Source organism: Streptomyces sp. NRRL B-3229 (assembly GCF_000719505.1).
Taxonomy (GTDB): Bacteria; Actinomycetota; Actinomycetes; order Streptomycetales; family Streptomycetaceae; genus Streptomyces; species Streptomyces griseorubiginosus.
This window is the reverse complement of sequence record NZ_JOGP01000007.1, coordinates 143,868-157,893: the sequence shown is the minus strand read 5'-3', so window position 1 is coordinate 157,893 and position 14,026 is coordinate 143,868. Positions and strand designations below refer to the sequence as shown.

The 14,026-nt window shown below is 71.0% G+C and carries 13 protein-coding genes and 1 pseudogene; 6 read left to right on the top strand and 8 right to left on the bottom strand.

The window, feature by feature from the left end; translation table 11 throughout:
• Positions 1-105 precede the first annotated feature (105 nt).
• Entirely contained in the window at positions 106-2,520 is a 2,415-nt protein-coding gene (locus IF54_RS0112620; RefSeq protein WP_030317666.1) for a D-alanyl-D-alanine carboxypeptidase, read from the bottom strand.
• Between the two features lie 235 nt (positions 2,521-2,755).
• Between IF54_RS0112620 and IF54_RS0112615 the strand changes: the two genes are divergently transcribed.
• From IF54_RS0112615 to IF54_RS0112605, 3 genes are all read left to right on the top strand, one after another.
• Positions 2,756-3,511, top strand: coding sequence for a GOLPH3/VPS74 family protein (locus IF54_RS0112615; protein ID WP_028809655.1), 756 nt, complete (start codon positions 2,756-2,758; stop codon positions 3,509-3,511).
• 368 nt (positions 3,512-3,879) lie between these two features.
• The gene (locus IF54_RS0112610; protein WP_030317663.1) at positions 3,880-4,749 is read left to right on the top strand and encodes a helix-turn-helix domain-containing protein; all 870 of its coding nucleotides are present in this window, start codon (positions 3,880-3,882) and stop codon (positions 4,747-4,749) included.
• A gap of 190 nt (positions 4,750-4,939) precedes the next feature.
• Positions 4,940-5,131: a DUF397 domain-containing protein gene (locus IF54_RS0112605; RefSeq protein WP_030317661.1), complete on the top strand. Its 192-nt coding sequence runs from the start codon at positions 4,940-4,942 to the stop codon at positions 5,129-5,131.
• A gap of 401 nt (positions 5,132-5,532) precedes the next feature.
• Here the strand turns inward: IF54_RS0112605 and IF54_RS0112600 are convergent, their stop codons facing one another.
• A complete protein-coding gene (locus IF54_RS0112600) occupies positions 5,533-6,135 on the bottom strand; it encodes a TetR/AcrR family transcriptional regulator (RefSeq protein ID WP_030317659.1) in 603 nt (200 codons plus the stop codon).
• Positions 6,136-6,226: 91 nt separating this feature from the next.
• Here IF54_RS0112600 and IF54_RS0112595 point away from each other — a divergent pair, with 91 nt between their 5' ends.
• Together IF54_RS0112595 and IF54_RS0112590 are read left to right on the top strand one after the other, a co-directional pair.
• Positions 6,227-6,682, top strand: coding sequence for a nuclear transport factor 2 family protein (locus IF54_RS0112595; RefSeq protein ID WP_037819888.1), 456 nt, complete (start codon positions 6,227-6,229; stop codon positions 6,680-6,682).
• Positions 6,679-7,518, top strand: a complete 840-nt coding sequence (locus IF54_RS0112590; RefSeq protein WP_030317655.1) for an NAD(P)H-binding protein — start codon at positions 6,679-6,681, stop codon at positions 7,516-7,518. Before IF54_RS0112595 ends, IF54_RS0112590 begins: the two co-directional genes overlap by 4 nt.
• 99 nt (positions 7,519-7,617) lie before the next feature.
• On the opposite strand, the gene IF54_RS0112585 is transcribed toward IF54_RS0112590, so the two are convergent.
• Complete coding sequence (locus IF54_RS0112585; RefSeq protein WP_030317653.1) at positions 7,618-8,115, bottom strand: glutathione peroxidase; 498 nt, start codon at positions 8,113-8,115, stop codon at positions 7,618-7,620.
• 43 nt (positions 8,116-8,158) lie between these two features.
• A complete protein-coding gene (locus tag IF54_RS0112580; RefSeq protein WP_030317651.1) occupies positions 8,159-9,166 on the bottom strand; it encodes an ArsR/SmtB family transcription factor in 1,008 nt (335 codons plus the stop codon).
• A gap of 73 nt (positions 9,167-9,239) precedes the next feature.
• Here IF54_RS0112580 and IF54_RS0112575 point away from each other — a divergent pair, with 73 nt between their 5' ends.
• Positions 9,240-10,478 (top strand): MFS transporter, encoded by a 1,239-nt coding sequence (locus IF54_RS0112575; RefSeq protein WP_030317649.1) that lies wholly within the window; start codon positions 9,240-9,242, stop codon positions 10,476-10,478.
• Here the strand turns inward: IF54_RS0112575 and IF54_RS43325 are convergent.
• From IF54_RS43325 to IF54_RS0112560, 4 genes and pseudogenes are all read right to left on the bottom strand, one after another.
• A pseudogene (locus IF54_RS43325) lies at positions 10,446-10,553 on the bottom strand (DUF397 domain-containing protein); the annotation flags it as partial. The gene IF54_RS0112575 and the pseudogene IF54_RS43325 overlap by 33 nt on opposite strands.
• Entirely contained in the window at positions 10,550-11,383 is an 834-nt protein-coding gene (locus IF54_RS0112570; protein WP_030317647.1) for a helix-turn-helix domain-containing protein, read from the bottom strand. The gene IF54_RS0112570 and the pseudogene IF54_RS43325, both read right to left, overlap by 4 nt.
• Positions 11,384-11,454: 71 nt before the next feature.
• Positions 11,455-12,885, bottom strand: a complete 1,431-nt coding sequence (locus IF54_RS0112565; protein WP_030317645.1) for a DUF2235 domain-containing protein — start codon at positions 12,883-12,885, stop codon at positions 11,455-11,457.
• A 114-nt stretch (positions 12,886-12,999) separates the two neighbouring features.
• Entirely contained in the window at positions 13,000-13,920 is a 921-nt protein-coding gene (locus IF54_RS0112560; protein WP_030317643.1) for an N-acetylmuramoyl-L-alanine amidase, read from the bottom strand.
• Between the last annotated feature and the right edge of the window lie 106 nt (positions 13,921-14,026).

Sequence of the window (14,026 nt, the reverse complement as noted above, 5' to 3'; positions counted from 1 at the left end):
GCGGCGACCCGCCCCGTTTCGTGACGCTAGCACGCGGCCCGCCGACCGGAACCCCGGCGGGGTCCGGCCGACGGGCCGAGAGGGTGCGTCCGGCCCGTTTCCGGGTCAGCTGACGCGGGTCAGCTTGTCGGTGAAGCCGGGTTCGGTCAGATCCTTCTGAAGGGTGACCGGGACCTTGACCGCGCCGCCCTCGCCGTCACCGACGGTGAGGGTGCCGACCTTGGTGCCGGCCTTCGCGGTGTGCGGTACGTCGTCGGCGGCGAAGGACAGCTTCACCTTGTACCCGGACCAGCCGACGGCGGTGACGTCCTTGGTCAGCACGACCGGGGTGTGCCCGCCGAGCCCGTCGTCGACGTACCCGACGACGTCGCCCTTCTTGAGGATCTTCGCGGACTTCAGCTCGTCCTCCGCGGCGAGCAGCGCCACCTTGCTGACGTCGTTGACGGTCTTGATGATCGGCGCCTTGTGCTGGCCGAGGATCGCGCCGACGACGGTGACGGTCTCGCCGTCGACCTTCTTGCGTGCCGCGAAGAGGAGGTTGCCGCCGGCGGCGCTGGTGGTGCCCGTCTTGATGCCGATGCCGGTGTAGGGGACCAGATAGTTGTAGTTGTACCACTTCTGTCCGGACGGATCGATCCACTGTCCCATGGAGGTGATCTCCATCAGGGCCGGGATCCTCACCAGTTCGTTCCCGAGCTTCACCTGGTCCTCGGCGCTGGAGACGGTGGTCTCCTTCAGGCCCGAGGCGTCGGTGTACGTGGTGTTCTTCATGCCGAGTTCCTTGGCGGTGGCGTTCATCTTCTTGATGAACGCGGCCTCGGAACCGGCGTCCCAGCGGGCGAGCAGACGGGCGATGTTGTTCGCCGAGGGGATCATGATCGCCGCGATGGCCTGGCGCTCGGTGAGGACGTCGCCCTGCTTCACGGTGTTGAGGGTGGATTCACCCTGCTTGTTGTAGCCGCCCTCCTTCTCGGCGAGCGCGTCGACGGTGATCTTCGCGCCTTCCTCGCCGGACTTGAGGGGGTGGTCCTTCAGCACGATGTAGGCGGTCATGGCCTTGGCCACGGAACCGATCGCGACGGGGGTCTGCTTGCCGAAGTCGCCCATCGTGCCGATGCCGTTGACGTCCATCCAGCCCTGGCCCTGGGTGGGCCACGGGAGGGAGACCTTGCCGCCGTCGAAGGTGTACGAGTCCTCGGCGGTGAGGGCGAGCGTGGGGCTCGGGAGGGGACGCATGGACTGCGCGATCGCAAACGCGACGAGCAGGAGCAGGACGAGGGGCGTCCAGATCTTGACGCGGCGGGCGAAGGTGCGGAGGGGGCTGGGCGGGGGCGGCGGGGTGTTGGTCAGCTCGGCCAGGAGGTCCAGCGGGGGCTTCGGCGGCAGCGGCTGCTGGGTGGTGCGCTCGGGGCCGACCTGGGGGACGGCGGCGGTCACCTCGGGCTTCGGCCGGGGTTCGTCGAGGGGCTTCAGCGCGACGAACTTGCTGGTCCGCTCGGCCTCTGCCTCCGGCTTGGGCTCCGGCTTGTTCTCAGGGGCCGGCTTCCCGAGCTTGAGCATGGTGGTGGGCTGGTCGACGGGGGGCCGGGGGGCCTTGAAGACGGCGGTGGGCTGATCGACGGGCGGCTCTTCGTCGTCCGTCGCGGCGTCGTCCTTGGAGTCGGCGTCGGCGTCGTCCTTGGCGTCGGCGTCGTCCTCGGCTTCGGTGTCGGGGGTCTGGTCGTCGTCGTCCGTCTGGTCGCCGGCGGGGGCTGGTCGCGCAGTTCCCCGCGCCCCTGGGGTGTCGGTCTCGTCGGAGTCGAGATCGTGCTCTTCGTCGGCTGCGGCCGTGTCGGCTTCGGTGTCGGGGGTCTGGTCGTCGTCGTCCGTCTGGTCGCCGGCGGGTGCTGGTCGCGCAGTTCCCCGCGCCCCTGGGGAGTCGGGCCCGGCGGAGTCGGGGGCGTGCTCCTCGTCCGCTACGGGCGTCTCGGCCTCCGGTTCCGGCGAGTCGCTCTTCGCTTCGGTGTCGGCCGTCTCAGGCTCCGCTTCCGGTTCCGGTGCGTCGCTCTTCGCTCCGGCGTCGGACGGCTCGGGCTCCGGTTCCGGTGCGTCGGCCTTCGTTTCGGGCTCGGTGCGGCCGTCGGCCTTCGTCACCCACTTCGCCACCGCGTCCCGGAGGCGCTCGTCGCCGTCCCCGGAGGCCTCCTCGGCGTCCGGCGCGGTGTCCGCGGCCTCAGGCGGCGTCTCCGGCGCCTCGGGGGCCTCGTCCGTGGGCCCGGGGGCCGGAGACGCCGTTTCCGGCTCTGCGGGGCTCTCGTCGGCCTTCTCGGAGGCCTTCGGCAGATCCCGTACCGAGAAGATCCTCGTGGCGGTGTCGATGCCGCCGAGGGAGACGGACTCCCGGGCCACCGCGAGCCTGGGGTCGGGTGAGGAACTCCTCGCCTCGGGAACCGGACTCGCGCTCCCCGGCGTCGGTTCTCCCGACGACTCGCGCTGCTTCGACCTGTCGGGGGACTCGCCCGCCACCGATGCCTCCTCCATCTGCCGCACGTGATCGGTATCCGTCACCGTGCGTCTGCCGAACCGTTGATTCGCCGCCCGGGCAGCCGCCACACCACGCTGTCCGAACCATGTACCAGTGTCCTGTGTGTGGCCCTGCCCAAGCCGGTAGACGAGAACGACATACCTACCGGTTCCACTACAAACAGGTCACGCACCCTCGACAGACCAATGTGAGAGGGGTCACCCTGTCGTACATCCACGCGGGGAGGCATGGATGGGCAGGAGCCGCAGAACTATTCCGGAGGAGCTTCTGCTGCTGGCGTTGGACCCGACCACGGGTACCACCGCACAGCCGCAGTCGCTCGACCTCGGTCTGGCCGGAGCACAGCTAGTGGAGCTGGCGCTGGCCGGACGGATAGCCCCAGACGGGGATCGTATCGCCGTGGTGGTACCACGGCCGACTGGAGATCCGACTTTGGACTGCGCGTTGGAGTTGCTGCGAAGGCGTGGCGCTCCCGTGCGGGCAGTGAACTGGATCGGCGGGCCGCGTCTCGGGCTCCGCCAGACCTACCTCTCGCATCTGGAGCGGTGCGGCATGGTGCATGCCGTGGCGGGTCAGATGTGCGGAGTGCTGCCGACGACTCGCTACCAGGCGACGGACAACGAGATCAGCCGGGAGATCAAGGCCCGACTGGACTCGGCGATCCGCACCGGCGTACCGCCGGACCCGCGGACCGCCGCGCTCGCCGCCCTGGCACACGCGGTCGGCCTCGGCAAGCACCTGTATCCGGGCAACGAGGGACGTTCGTCCCGCTCCCGGCTGCGGGATCTGATCAGGCACGACCCCATGGGCGGTCTCGTCGCGCACGCCGTGATGGACGTCCAGAACGGCGTGGGAGCACAGCCACGCCGTAACCCGGCACCGGCCGGCCGGCAGGCCGCACCCGGGGCCAGGCCCGCGCCGGAACCCGCTCGTGGTGTTCCGATGCAACCGCGCCGAGGACCCATGGCGCGCGCCGTGGCCCACTGAGCCGCAGTCCCACGGCACCGGAACAGCACCACCGGCACGACCCGTACCACCCGCACGACCCGTACCACCCGCACCGCCGCAGCGCCGCACCGTCAGTCCCCATGAGACCGGTTCGGGAGCCGCAGGTCCGCGCGGGGCGACGGGGCCGTACGTACGTCCGTACACCGGGCGTCGGACGGTTCCGCCGCCCCGCGCGGCCGCATGTCCGGGCCCGGTCGCCCACCAGGCCGTACCAGGCCGTTCCCAACTGTCGTAAGCGCGGCGCATATACGCCGTTTCCCAGCGGTAATAAGCACCTTGGTGGCAGTCTGCTCAACAGCAGATACGCAAAGTCAAGAACGAGGCCCGCAGCCGGAGGTGCACGTCCCGTGGCGTCCAATGTCAATCCCACCGTCAGGCGGCGCCGGCTGGGCCAGGAGCTCCGCAGGCTCCGTGAGCTCAAGGGCATGACGGCCGAGGAGGTGGCCGAGCGGTTGCTGGTGTCGCAGTCGAAGATCAGCCGCCTCGAGAACGGCCGGCGCAGCATCAGCCAGCGCGACGTCCGCGACCTGTGCGGGGTGTACGAGGTCGAGGACCAGCGGATCGTCGACTCCCTGATGCAGATGGCCAAGGACTCGCGCCAGCAGGGCTGGTGGCACGCGTTCGGGGACATCCCGTACAGCGTCTACATCGGTCTGGAGACCGACGCGGAGTCGCTGCGGGTGTACGAACCCCAGATCATCACCGGCCTGTTGCAGACCCGGCCGTACGCCGAGGCCATCGTGCGCGGCGGCGCGCCGGAGGCGACGGAGACGGAGAACGACAAGCGGGTCGAGGTGCGGCTGCGGCGGCAGAGCCGGGTCTCCGCGGAGCGCGATCCGCTGCGGCTGTGGGTCGTCCTGGACGAGGCGTGTCTGCGCCGGGTCGTGGGCAGCCGGCAGATCATGCGGGAACAGCTGGAGTACCTGGTGGAGATGTCCCAGCACCCCCACATCACCGTGCAGGTGCTGCCGTTCGACGTGGGCGCGCACCCGGGGCTGAGCGGCCAGTACTCGATCCTGGAGTTCTCGGACGCGGCCGACTCCAGCGTGGTCTACATCGAGGGTGTCACCAGCGACCTGTACCTGGAGAAGGCGCACGACGTGCAGAAGTACACCGTGATGTACGAGCACTTGAGGGCCCAGGCGCTCAACGTCGACCAGTCGCGTCAGTTGATCGAGGATCTCGCGAAGGACTACGCCCGGGAGTACGCCCGTTGAGCCGCTTCCCGACAGGGCGGGCCGAATAGTACACCCCGGGCAGGCTCCACTGGAAGACTCCTCTGGAATATGCCACCAGAAGAGTGAACGGCTGCTCCGAAAGAGGAAGTCGGCGAGTAGCGTCGATCACGCCAACGATCAGTAAAGGTTGGCGTAATCCGAACACTGCGCATCTTGCTACGGAGCGGATATGGCAATTCGTCTGGGCACCCTGGACACGTGGACGACCTCCACCTACACCAACGCCAACGGGGCGTGCCTGATGGTGAGGTCGACCGAGGAGGAAGCACTCGAACTCGGCGACACCAAGATCCCCGAGGGCCCCAAGCTGGCCTTCCCCGCCGAGGCGTGGAGTGCCTTCGTCACCTCGGTCAAGGCGTGACACCACGCCACCCCTCTACAACTCCACAAGCACCACCACAGAGCCCTCTCGACCAGATCGCCGTCCTAGCCGAGGGGGCTCGGCGCATGTGCCTGCGGCGCCGCGGACGGCTTCCAGGACGCCTGCGCGTGGTGGTGAACCGCTCCCCGAGCACCTACGCGGGGCTGCGGACCGCCCCGGGCCCCTGCCCAACGTTCGTCGCTGCGGACCGCTTCCCGGGCGACCGCTCGTGGTTGAGGGGGTCTCAGCCCCCTGCTCCTGCCGGGCCGCCCCGCGCTGATCCGCGTCGCTGCGGACCGCCCGGCGCCCATGCTCGCCCCGCCCGAGCGTCCCACGCCGCTCCTCGTCGCTGCGGGCGGTTACCCGGGCCCCTGCCCTCCCCGGGGCCCCTACCCCCCGGGTCACCCCACCCCCGGTGGTGGGCCGGAGTCCAGGACTCTGGTGGTGTAGGACGCCAACTGTGACCGCATCCTCTCGCGCGGAACCCGCGCTTCCGCGGCCAGGTGCTCGATGAGGTCGGCTCGGGTGGCGGCCAGCAGGGCGTGGGCGGTGAAGTCGGGGTCGGGCAGGTCCGGGACCTGTTCCAGTACCGCTCGGAGCAGGCCGTGCCAGCGCTCGTAGTGCTCCGCCCGGTACGGGCTGCCGCCCCCGCCCTCCTCCAGCGCCAGCGCGAGGCGCCGGTTGTCGAGCTTGAAGCACAGGACGGCGTCGAGCAGGGCGACGACGCGGTCCCGCGGCGGGGTTCCGGGCCCCAGCGGTGACGGGCCGTCCTCGATCGCCTGCCTCACCGGCTCCAGTCGTGCCTCGTACACCGCGCGGAGCAGCCCGGCGCGATCGCCGAAGGCCCGGAAGAGCGTCCCCTTGCCGACGCCGGCCGTGGCCGCCACATCGGCCATGGTGACGTCCTCGGGGCTCTCGCGGCGGCTGAACAGGGCGTCGGCGGCCGCGAGTACGGCCTCCCGGTTGCGCACGGCGTCCTTGCGGGACGACTGCCGTTCGGGCATGCCAATCCTTCCGCTTGCGAAACGGACCCGCGGTCCATATCGTAACGTTGAAACGGACCCAAGGTCCGGATCCCGTCCCTGGAGGATACCCATGCCCGCATCGACCTCCCCGGCCGACCTCTCCCCGGCCGCCCCGTCCCCTGCGGACCTCTACCGCCACAGCCTGCGACTCCTGCTCGACAAGGACATCCCCGCGTGGGTCGCCCTGTGGGCCGAGGACGGCGTCATGGAGTTCCCGTTCGCCCCCGACGGCTGGCCCCGGCGTCTGGAGGGCCGGGAGGCCGTCGCCGACTACATGCGCGACTATCCCGACCACATCGACCTGCACGACTTCCCTGACCTGCAAATCCACGAGACCACCGATCCCCGCACCATCGTGGTCGAGATGCGCGGCGTCGGCCGCGTGGTGGCGAACGACGCCCCCTTCGACATGACCTACATCGCTGTGGTGACCGTCGAGGACGGACGCATCGCCTCCTACCGCGACTACTGGAACCCCCTCGCCGTCCAGCCCGGCGCCGACTTCACCGCGAGGAGCACCCGATGACCACGACCGCCACCACCCTGGTGATCGGCGCCACCGGCACCACCGGAAGCCGCACCACCGCCCAGCTGACGGCCGCGGGTCACCGCGTCAGGGCCGCGAGCCGCCGGGCCACCCCGGTCGCCGGCGCCGAAGCGGTCCCGTTCGACTGGTACGACCCGACCACCCACGCGGCCACCCTCGACGGCGTCGAGCGCGTCTACCTCATACCGCCCCTGGGCGACCCCGACCCCGCGCCGATCATGCTGCCGTTCCTCCGCCGGGCCCGGGCCGCAGGGGTGCGCCGCGCGGTGCTGCTCAGCTCCTCGGCCGTTCCCGAGGGCGGCCCGGCGGTGGGACAGGTGCACCGGGCCCTGCCCGAACTCTTCGAGCAGTGGGCGGTCCTGCGGCCCTCGTGGTTCATGCAGAACTTCACCGGCACGCACGCGCACGCCCGCGCCATCCGTGAGGAGGGCCTCATCCGCAGCGCCACCGGCAGCGGCCGGGTCGGTTTCGTCGACGCCGAGGACATCGCGGCCGTCGCCGTCCGCGCGCTGGCCGACGAGCGGGCCCCCGGCACCGATCTCGTCCTCACCGGCCCCGAGGCACTCGGCTACGACGACATCGCCGCCCTCGTCACCGAGGTCACCGGCCGACCGGTGACCCACCGCAGGCTGTCCTGGGAGCAGCAGCGCGACCACCTCGCGACGCAGGTGCCGGTGGAGTTCGCGGCGATGCTGGCCGACATGGACCGGGCCATCGCCGAAGGGGCGGAGGACCGCACCACCGACACCGTCGAGCGCCTCACCGGCCGGCCCCCGCGCAGCTTCCGAGCCCACCTGGAGGCGGCGCTGCGATGAGGCGGCCCGCACTCCTCGGTGGCGCGGCCTCGCGTGGCCGTACCCAGGGCCTGTCTGACAATTCCCCTCTGCCGCGGGCGACGACGGGAATGACAGGCGCTAGCCCAGCGCACCCTCCACCGCAGCCACGACCTCGTCCGACTCCGGCTCCGTCTGCGGGGAGAAGCGAGCCACGACCGACCCGTCCCGCCCGATCAGGAACTTCTCGAAGTTCCAGCGGATGTCCCCGGTGTGACCCTCGGCGTCGGCGAAGTCCACCAGCCGCTCGTACAGCGGGTGCCGCCCCTCCCCGTTCACCTCGACCTTCTCGGTCAGCGGGAAGGTCACGCCGTACGTCGCCGAGCAGAACTCCGCGATCTCCTCGGCGCTGCCGGGCTCCTGCCCGAGGAACTGGTTGCACGGTACGCCGAGCACGGTGAAGCCCCGCTCCGCGTACCGCTCCTGGAGCTTCTCGAGCCCGTTGTACTGCGGGGTCAGCCCGCACTTGGACGCCACGTTCACGACGAGGACGGCCTTGCCGGCGTGCTGGGCCAGGTCGGCCGCACCACCCGTGAGGGCACCGATCTCGACATCCAGGGGGGAGGAAGAAGTAGTCATGAGCGGATGCTAACTCCGCTCAGTGAATCCCCGGCCCCGGCACCTACCCCCGCCCCGGCACCGACCCCGGCTCCCGCTCACCCGTACCGGCCCCGGACGCCGTCACCAGCACCTCCCCCGCCGCCGTCCGCGCGTACAGCACCGACCGCCCCGACCGCCGCCGCTCCACAAGGCCCGCGTCCAGCAGCACCCGCAGATGCCGCCCCACCGACCCCAGCGCCTGCCCGGTCACCGCGACGAGCTGGCTGGTGCTGAGCGGGGAGTCCAGGAGCACCAGCACCCGGGCCCGCCCGGCGCCGAGCAGCGTGCCGAGACTCGCGGGCACGCTCCGGGCCCCCGGGTCGGCGAGGGCGCCGGTACAGCCGTAGACGAGGGCGTACCGTCCCGGCTCCTCCCACGTGGCCCAGCCGCGGCCCGCGGTGACCGGGACGAAGACGAGTTCGGCGCCCCGGATGTCGCGGGGCGGCCGCTCGTGCCGGTTCACCTGGAGCCGGTTGCCGCCGAGCCAGCGGGTCTGCCCCGGCAGCAGCGAGTCGATCACCGCCGCCCAGCCGCCCCGGCTCACCTGCGCCGTCCGGGCGACCACGTCCGCCTCCAGGATCCGCCGCCTGCGGGGCCAGTACGGCCGTACGGTCGCCGTCCAGACGTGCGCGAGGAGGGCCGCCGCCCGCTGGGGGAGGTCGTCGCGCTCCAGGGCGGCCGGGAGCGGGCCGCGCAGCGAGACCCGGACGTCGGCGCGGGCCGCGGCGGGGTCGGTCGCCCGGATGCGGGCCAGGGTGTCCTCCAGGGGCGTCCCGTCACGCGGCAGGGGCGCCAGGAAGTCGGCGATCCAGGACGTGCCCATCCCCGAGCGCACCAGCAGCGCGGTCACCGGGTCGGCCGCGAGCCGGGCCCGGTAGGCGGGCAGGTGGGCGCCGAGCCAGGCATCCTCACCCGGGTGCGTGCCCGTGCCGGTGTGCAGCAGCCGCAGGGCCGCGAAGGTCTCCGTGAACGGGCAGACCACGAACCGGCTGCGGACCAGGGTGTCCCCGTCGACCTGCCACCAGCCCATGAACCCCCCGGTCGTTTCGCGGACGCGCGAAAGACTAACCGTCACCCGCCGACCCCCGACGACACTCCTGCCCATGCGCAGCTACCGCGAGCTCTTCCGCACCCCGGAGTACGCCCCCTTCCTCCTCTCCTTCGCCGCCTACGCGGCTGCCCAGACCATCGGCGGCCTGGCCCTCGGCACGCTCGTCTACCGGGCCACCGGCTCCCCCTTACTGTCCGCGGTGAGCATGTTCGGGCCGCAGCTCGCCCAGTTGCTGGGCGCCGCCTTCCTGCTCTCGGGCGCCGACCGGCTGCCCCCGCGCGCGATCCTGACCGTCATCTCCCTCGCCTTCGCGGCGGGTACGGCCGTGCTGGCGCTGCCCGGCCTGCCGATCTGGGCGGTCTTCGTCGTCCTGCTCGCGCAGGGCCTCGTCGCCTCACTGGGCGGGGGAGTGCGCGGCGGCCTGATGAACGAGATCCTCCCCAAGGGCGGCTACGTCCTTGGGCGTTCGGTCTTCAACATGCTCTGGGGCCTGATCCAGATCACCGGCTTCGCGACGGGCGGCGCGCTCCTCGCGCTCCTGTCCCCGCGCGCCTGCCTGCTCCTCACCGCGGCCTGCTACCTGCTCTCGGCCGCCGTCACCCGCCTCGGCCTGACGGCCCGCCCACCCCGCGCCACCGGCCGCCCGTCCCTCTCCGCAACCTGGTCCACCAACGCCCTGCTGTGGTCCTCGCGCCCCCGCCGCCTGGTGTTCCTCGGCCTGTGGGTCCCCAACGGCCTGGTCGTGGGCGGCGAGTCGCTCTACGTCTCCTACGCCCCCTCGGACGCGGGCACGATGTACGCGTTCGGGGCGCTGGGCATGTTCCTCGGCGACCTGGCGGTCGGCCGGCTGGTGCCGCCCGCGCTGCGGCCCCGCCTCGCGACCCCGCTGCGCCTGCTCCTTGCGGTGCCGTACCTGTTCTTCTTCCTACGGCCCGGTCTCGCGCTGTCGGTCCTGGCGGTCACCGTGGCCGCGCTGGGCTTCGCTGCCTCGCTGGTCCTCCAGGAACGCCTGATGTCCCTCACGCCCGACGAACTCGCCGGTCAGGCCCTCGGGTTGCACACCACCGGCATGGTCGCGCTCCAGGGCATCGGCGCGGTCCTGGCCGGCACCCTGGCCCAACTGTCGTCCCCGGCCACGGCGATGACACTCATGGCGACCGCGTCGATCGCCGTGACCCTGACGCTCTCAGCGCTGGGCAAGCGCGAGGAACGACGTCCAGGTGCCGGGGGTGACGGTGAGCGTGGGGCCGTGGGTGTCCTTGGAGTCACGGATGTGGACGGTGCCGGGTGAGGCGGCGACTTCGAGGCACGCGCCGCCCTGCTCGCTGCTGTAGCTCGACTTGAACCACTGAAGTGCGGTGCTCATGCGTCTCCTAGCAAACGGTCCAACAGGTCTCTGCTCTCCTGCGGGTTGAGCGCCTGTGACCGCAGCATCGCATATTTGCGTTCCAGCACGGAGACCTCGTCGGGCTCGGCGACCATCCGGCCGTGGAGCTGTCCTTCGGCGTATCCGACGCGCTGGTGATCAGGCGTCTCGATCAGGATGAACGGCCCCGAGAGCCCGGCGTGGAAGTCGCGGCCGACCGGCATGATCTGGAGGGTGACGCTGGGCACGGCCGCCAGCTCACGCAGGCGGCGCAGCTGCTCCGCGTGGACCTCGTCGCCGCCGAGGCGGTCCATCACGGTCACCTCGGAGACGACGAAGCTGACGGTCGGCGGCTCCGCGCGCCGGAGGACCTCCTGGCGCTCCGTCCTCGCCGCCACCCGCTGCTCGATCTCGTCCTCCGTCAGCGCGGGCACGTCGTTCAGGAACACCGCCCGCGCGTACGCCGGGGTCTGGAGGAGGCCCGGCAGGACCTGGTTGTCGTACCAGGACAGGGCCAGCGCCTCCCGTTCCAGATCGATGTACTCCTCCGCCCAGCGCGGGAACAGGTCGATCTCCGGCATGTTCTCCAACGCGACCGACAACGCCCCCTTGGTGTCGAGGAGTTCGTCGAGCTGGGCCGCGAGGTCCGGTTTCAGCGTGCGCCGGCCCTGCTCGACGGAGGCGATGGTCTCCTCGTCCACGGCGACCTCGTCGGCGAGGGCCCGCTGGGTGAGACCGGCCGCCCGCCGGAAGGTGCCGACGAGGGACCCGACCATCTTCACGGCGGTCGCGTTCTTCCGGCGCCGCGTACTGAGGCTCTTGTTGCTCATGCCGGTGAACTCCCCATTTCGGGGCGTACGTTCACCCGTTGTCACCCGTACAGGAAATCTGTACGGGTTCCTCAGCCCTGGAGCACGCCCTGGGGCACGTGCCGGAACAGCGTCGGGTACGGGCACGGCTCCAGGGGCTTTCCGGGGCGGTCGGCCCACCGCCACCAGTGGTGCCGCTCGGCGCAGCTCCACAGCGTGCGGCAGGCGCGCGTGTCGTCGTCCTCGCGGTGGACCATGAGCATGCCGCCGGACGACAACGGCCTGTCGCAGACGGGGCAGGGTTCCCCGGTCGGCACGGGGGCACGGAACGGGGTGGGGTCGTCCACCTGGACCGGTGCGTGCTCGGTGCACCGGGCGTCCCCGTAGATCCTGAAGTACTCGTCGAGCTTCGGAGGGCGGTACTCGCGCTCGGAGGGCTTGTCCGGGGTCTTGTACCGCTCGACGACGGAGTCGGACAAGGCCTCGCACCCGTCGAGGACGTCGACTCCGGGCGCCCCCGGCTTCTTCGGGTCCGGAGGTTCAACGGCCTGGCCGATGGGCCGGTTCACGACCCGGAACACCTTGTAGAACTTCACGCGCGAGTAGTGCCGATCGCCCAGCGCGTTCGGTCGTACGAAATAGTCCGTGGGGGACTCCGGCTCCTCCGGCTCCTCCGGCTCCTCCGGCTTCGTCCTGCTGAGGACTTGCGGGTCGAACTCGAGGCCGTACCGGGCGGCGTGCCCGACCATCCACAGCAGGGGGAGGTCGGACAGACTCGAGTCCGCCTCGCCGCCTCCGACATCCGTGTGCACCCCGGCGAACCAGACCTGCCGCAGCTCCTGGCCCTGCTCGGCGGCGGCCTTCTGCTGGTGCCAGAGCGTCGGCGGGAACGCGGAGCGCTGTTCGTCGACGGCCAGTGCGTGGAAGGCGCCGTTGACCCAGCTGCTGAGGGTGGTGTCGTGGAAGGCCCAGCGCTTGTTGAAGCGGTCGACCAGCGGGCGCAGGAGCCAGGGGGCCGGGACGGGGATGCCGAGGGAACCGACCGTGTCCCAGACGCCGACGAAGCGGATCTCCGTCTCGTGGGCGTAGGCCTGGCGGAAGAGGGTGGCCGCCACGCTGGTGGGCTGCTTGGTGCGGCTGCGGTACAGCGCCCACGCCTCGGCGGTCCGGTCGGCCTGCTCCCGGCGCAGGATGCCGCAGTTGCGCACGAGTCCGGCCAGGCTGCGCGCGGTGAACGCGCCCCGGCTGAAGCCGAACAGGTAGAGACGGTCGCCGGGTTCGTAGGTCTGGACGAGGAAGTGGTAGGCGTCGAGCACGTTCCTCGACAGGCCCAGACCGAAGGCCCCGCCGCGCAGCCGTTCGGGCCGCTGGGCGCCGACCCCGCTGTGGTAGTACACCCGCTGTTCCGTGCCGTCGGCGGTGTGTTGCCGTACCGCCAGGGCCACCTTGGCCACATTGGTCTTGTACGACTGGTCGGCGCGATTCCAGGTCCCGTCGCAGCAGACCACCAGATGTCTGGCCATGCCGTGCCTCCTCTCCCCGCAGCCCCTGTAGACAGGAGTCCGCGACGGTTCGGGAGATACAGCCAGTACCGCAGGGACCGGGCCGACCCGCAACTCGAACCGACCCGGTACCGCTCAGGCCACGACCTTGAACAGCCCTGTCTTCTCGCCCAGCCGGGACAGCGAGATCTTGCCGGGGATGCCGTTGGCGTCGGCGCCCGTGTAGCCCAGGTGCTTCTGCCACTTGGCGTAGGCGGCGACGGTCGCGGAGCCGAAGGAGCCGTCCCCGGCGAAGGACTTGGCGAGATAGCCGAGTTCGACGAGGGCGGCCTCGGTGAGGTTGGTGCCGGCCATGTAGCTGACGTGGCCCTGTTTGGCCCCGGGGTCGGTCCTCGCGGCCGTCACCAGCCGGGACAGGTCCACGCGGGGCTTGTCCGGGGCGGGCTTCGTCGGCTGCGGCTTGCCGGCACCGGCCGCCAGCTGCTTCTTCACGTCGGCCCGGAAGTCGTCCATGTCGAAGCTCGGGTCGATCTTGCCCGGCTGGCACTCCTTGTGCCCGGCGACGGACCTCTCGCTCCATCCGTGCGCCCGGCAGATCGCCGCCGCCCACAGCACGGCCTGCTGGTACTGCGCCTTCGGGTAGGCGTCCTTGCCGTTGCCGAGGTTCTCGATCTCCAGGCCGTAGAGACAGTCGTTGCCGTCGGCCGTCGCCGAGTCGTCGTGGGGGAGCGGCTTCTCGTCGCGGAGCGCGTTCAGGACATCGATGTCGGCGTAACCGGCGTGGTTGGTACGGCCGTTGCCGATCATCCACAGTCCCGCGGTCTTGCCGAGCCAGGCGTGGCACAGCGGTCCGGGCAGATCGGATCTGCCCTTGTAGCAGAGCTCCTTGTCGTTGTGCCCGCCGGTGTGGTGGATCAGCACCCCGATGACGGGCCCGAACGACTTCCCGGACGCGGCGTCGCGGTTGTGGGTCTTCCAGCCGGCGTGCTCGTGCACGGTGAGGCCTTCGGCCTTCAGCGCGGCGAGCATCTTCGCGGCGGACAAGGGTGTGGCCATGGCAGCGGTTCCCTCCGTGAGGCGTGTGACGACACGTCAAGCAGGCTTCGGCGGGTGCGAGTTGTCGATACGCGATCGTCTCGCGTGCGGCTCATGATGGCGCCGA

Bases quoted from the DNA above. Each gene is read 5' to 3' on its own strand.
- IF54_RS0112600 (WP_030317659.1), bottom strand. From the start codon at position 6,135: ATGCCCGAACGGCAGTCGTCCCGCAAGGACGCCGTGCGCAACCGGGAG.
- IF54_RS0112585 (WP_030317653.1), bottom strand. From the start codon at position 8,115: ATGACTACTTCTTCCTCCCCCCTGGATGTCGAGATCGGTGCCCTCACG.
- IF54_RS0112620 (WP_030317666.1), bottom strand. From the start codon at position 2,520: ATGGAGGAGGCATCGGTGGCGGGCGAGTCCCCCGACAGGTCGAAGCAG.
- IF54_RS0112570 (WP_030317647.1), bottom strand. From the start codon at position 11,383: ATGAGCAACAAGAGCCTCAGTACGCGGCGCCGGAAGAACGCGACCGCC.
- IF54_RS0112560 (WP_030317643.1), bottom strand. From the start codon at position 13,920: ATGGCCACACCCTTGTCCGCCGCGAAGATGCTCGCCGCGCTGAAGGCC.
- IF54_RS0112595 (WP_037819888.1), top strand. From the start codon at position 6,227: ATGCCCGCATCGACCTCCCCGGCCGACCTCTCCCCGGCCGCCCCGTCC.
- IF54_RS0112615 (WP_028809655.1), top strand. From the start codon at position 2,756: ATGGGCAGGAGCCGCAGAACTATTCCGGAGGAGCTTCTGCTGCTGGCG.
- IF54_RS0112580 (WP_030317651.1), bottom strand. From the start codon at position 9,166: ATGGGCTGGTGGCAGGTCGACGGGGACACCCTGGTCCGCAGCCGGTTC.
- IF54_RS0112565 (WP_030317645.1), bottom strand. From the start codon at position 12,885: ATGGCCAGACATCTGGTGGTCTGCTGCGACGGGACCTGGAATCGCGCC.
- IF54_RS0112605 (WP_030317661.1), top strand. From the start codon at position 4,940: ATGGCAATTCGTCTGGGCACCCTGGACACGTGGACGACCTCCACCTAC.
- IF54_RS0112590 (WP_030317655.1), top strand. From the start codon at position 6,679: ATGACCACGACCGCCACCACCCTGGTGATCGGCGCCACCGGCACCACC.
- IF54_RS0112575 (WP_030317649.1), top strand. From the start codon at position 9,240: ATGCGCAGCTACCGCGAGCTCTTCCGCACCCCGGAGTACGCCCCCTTC.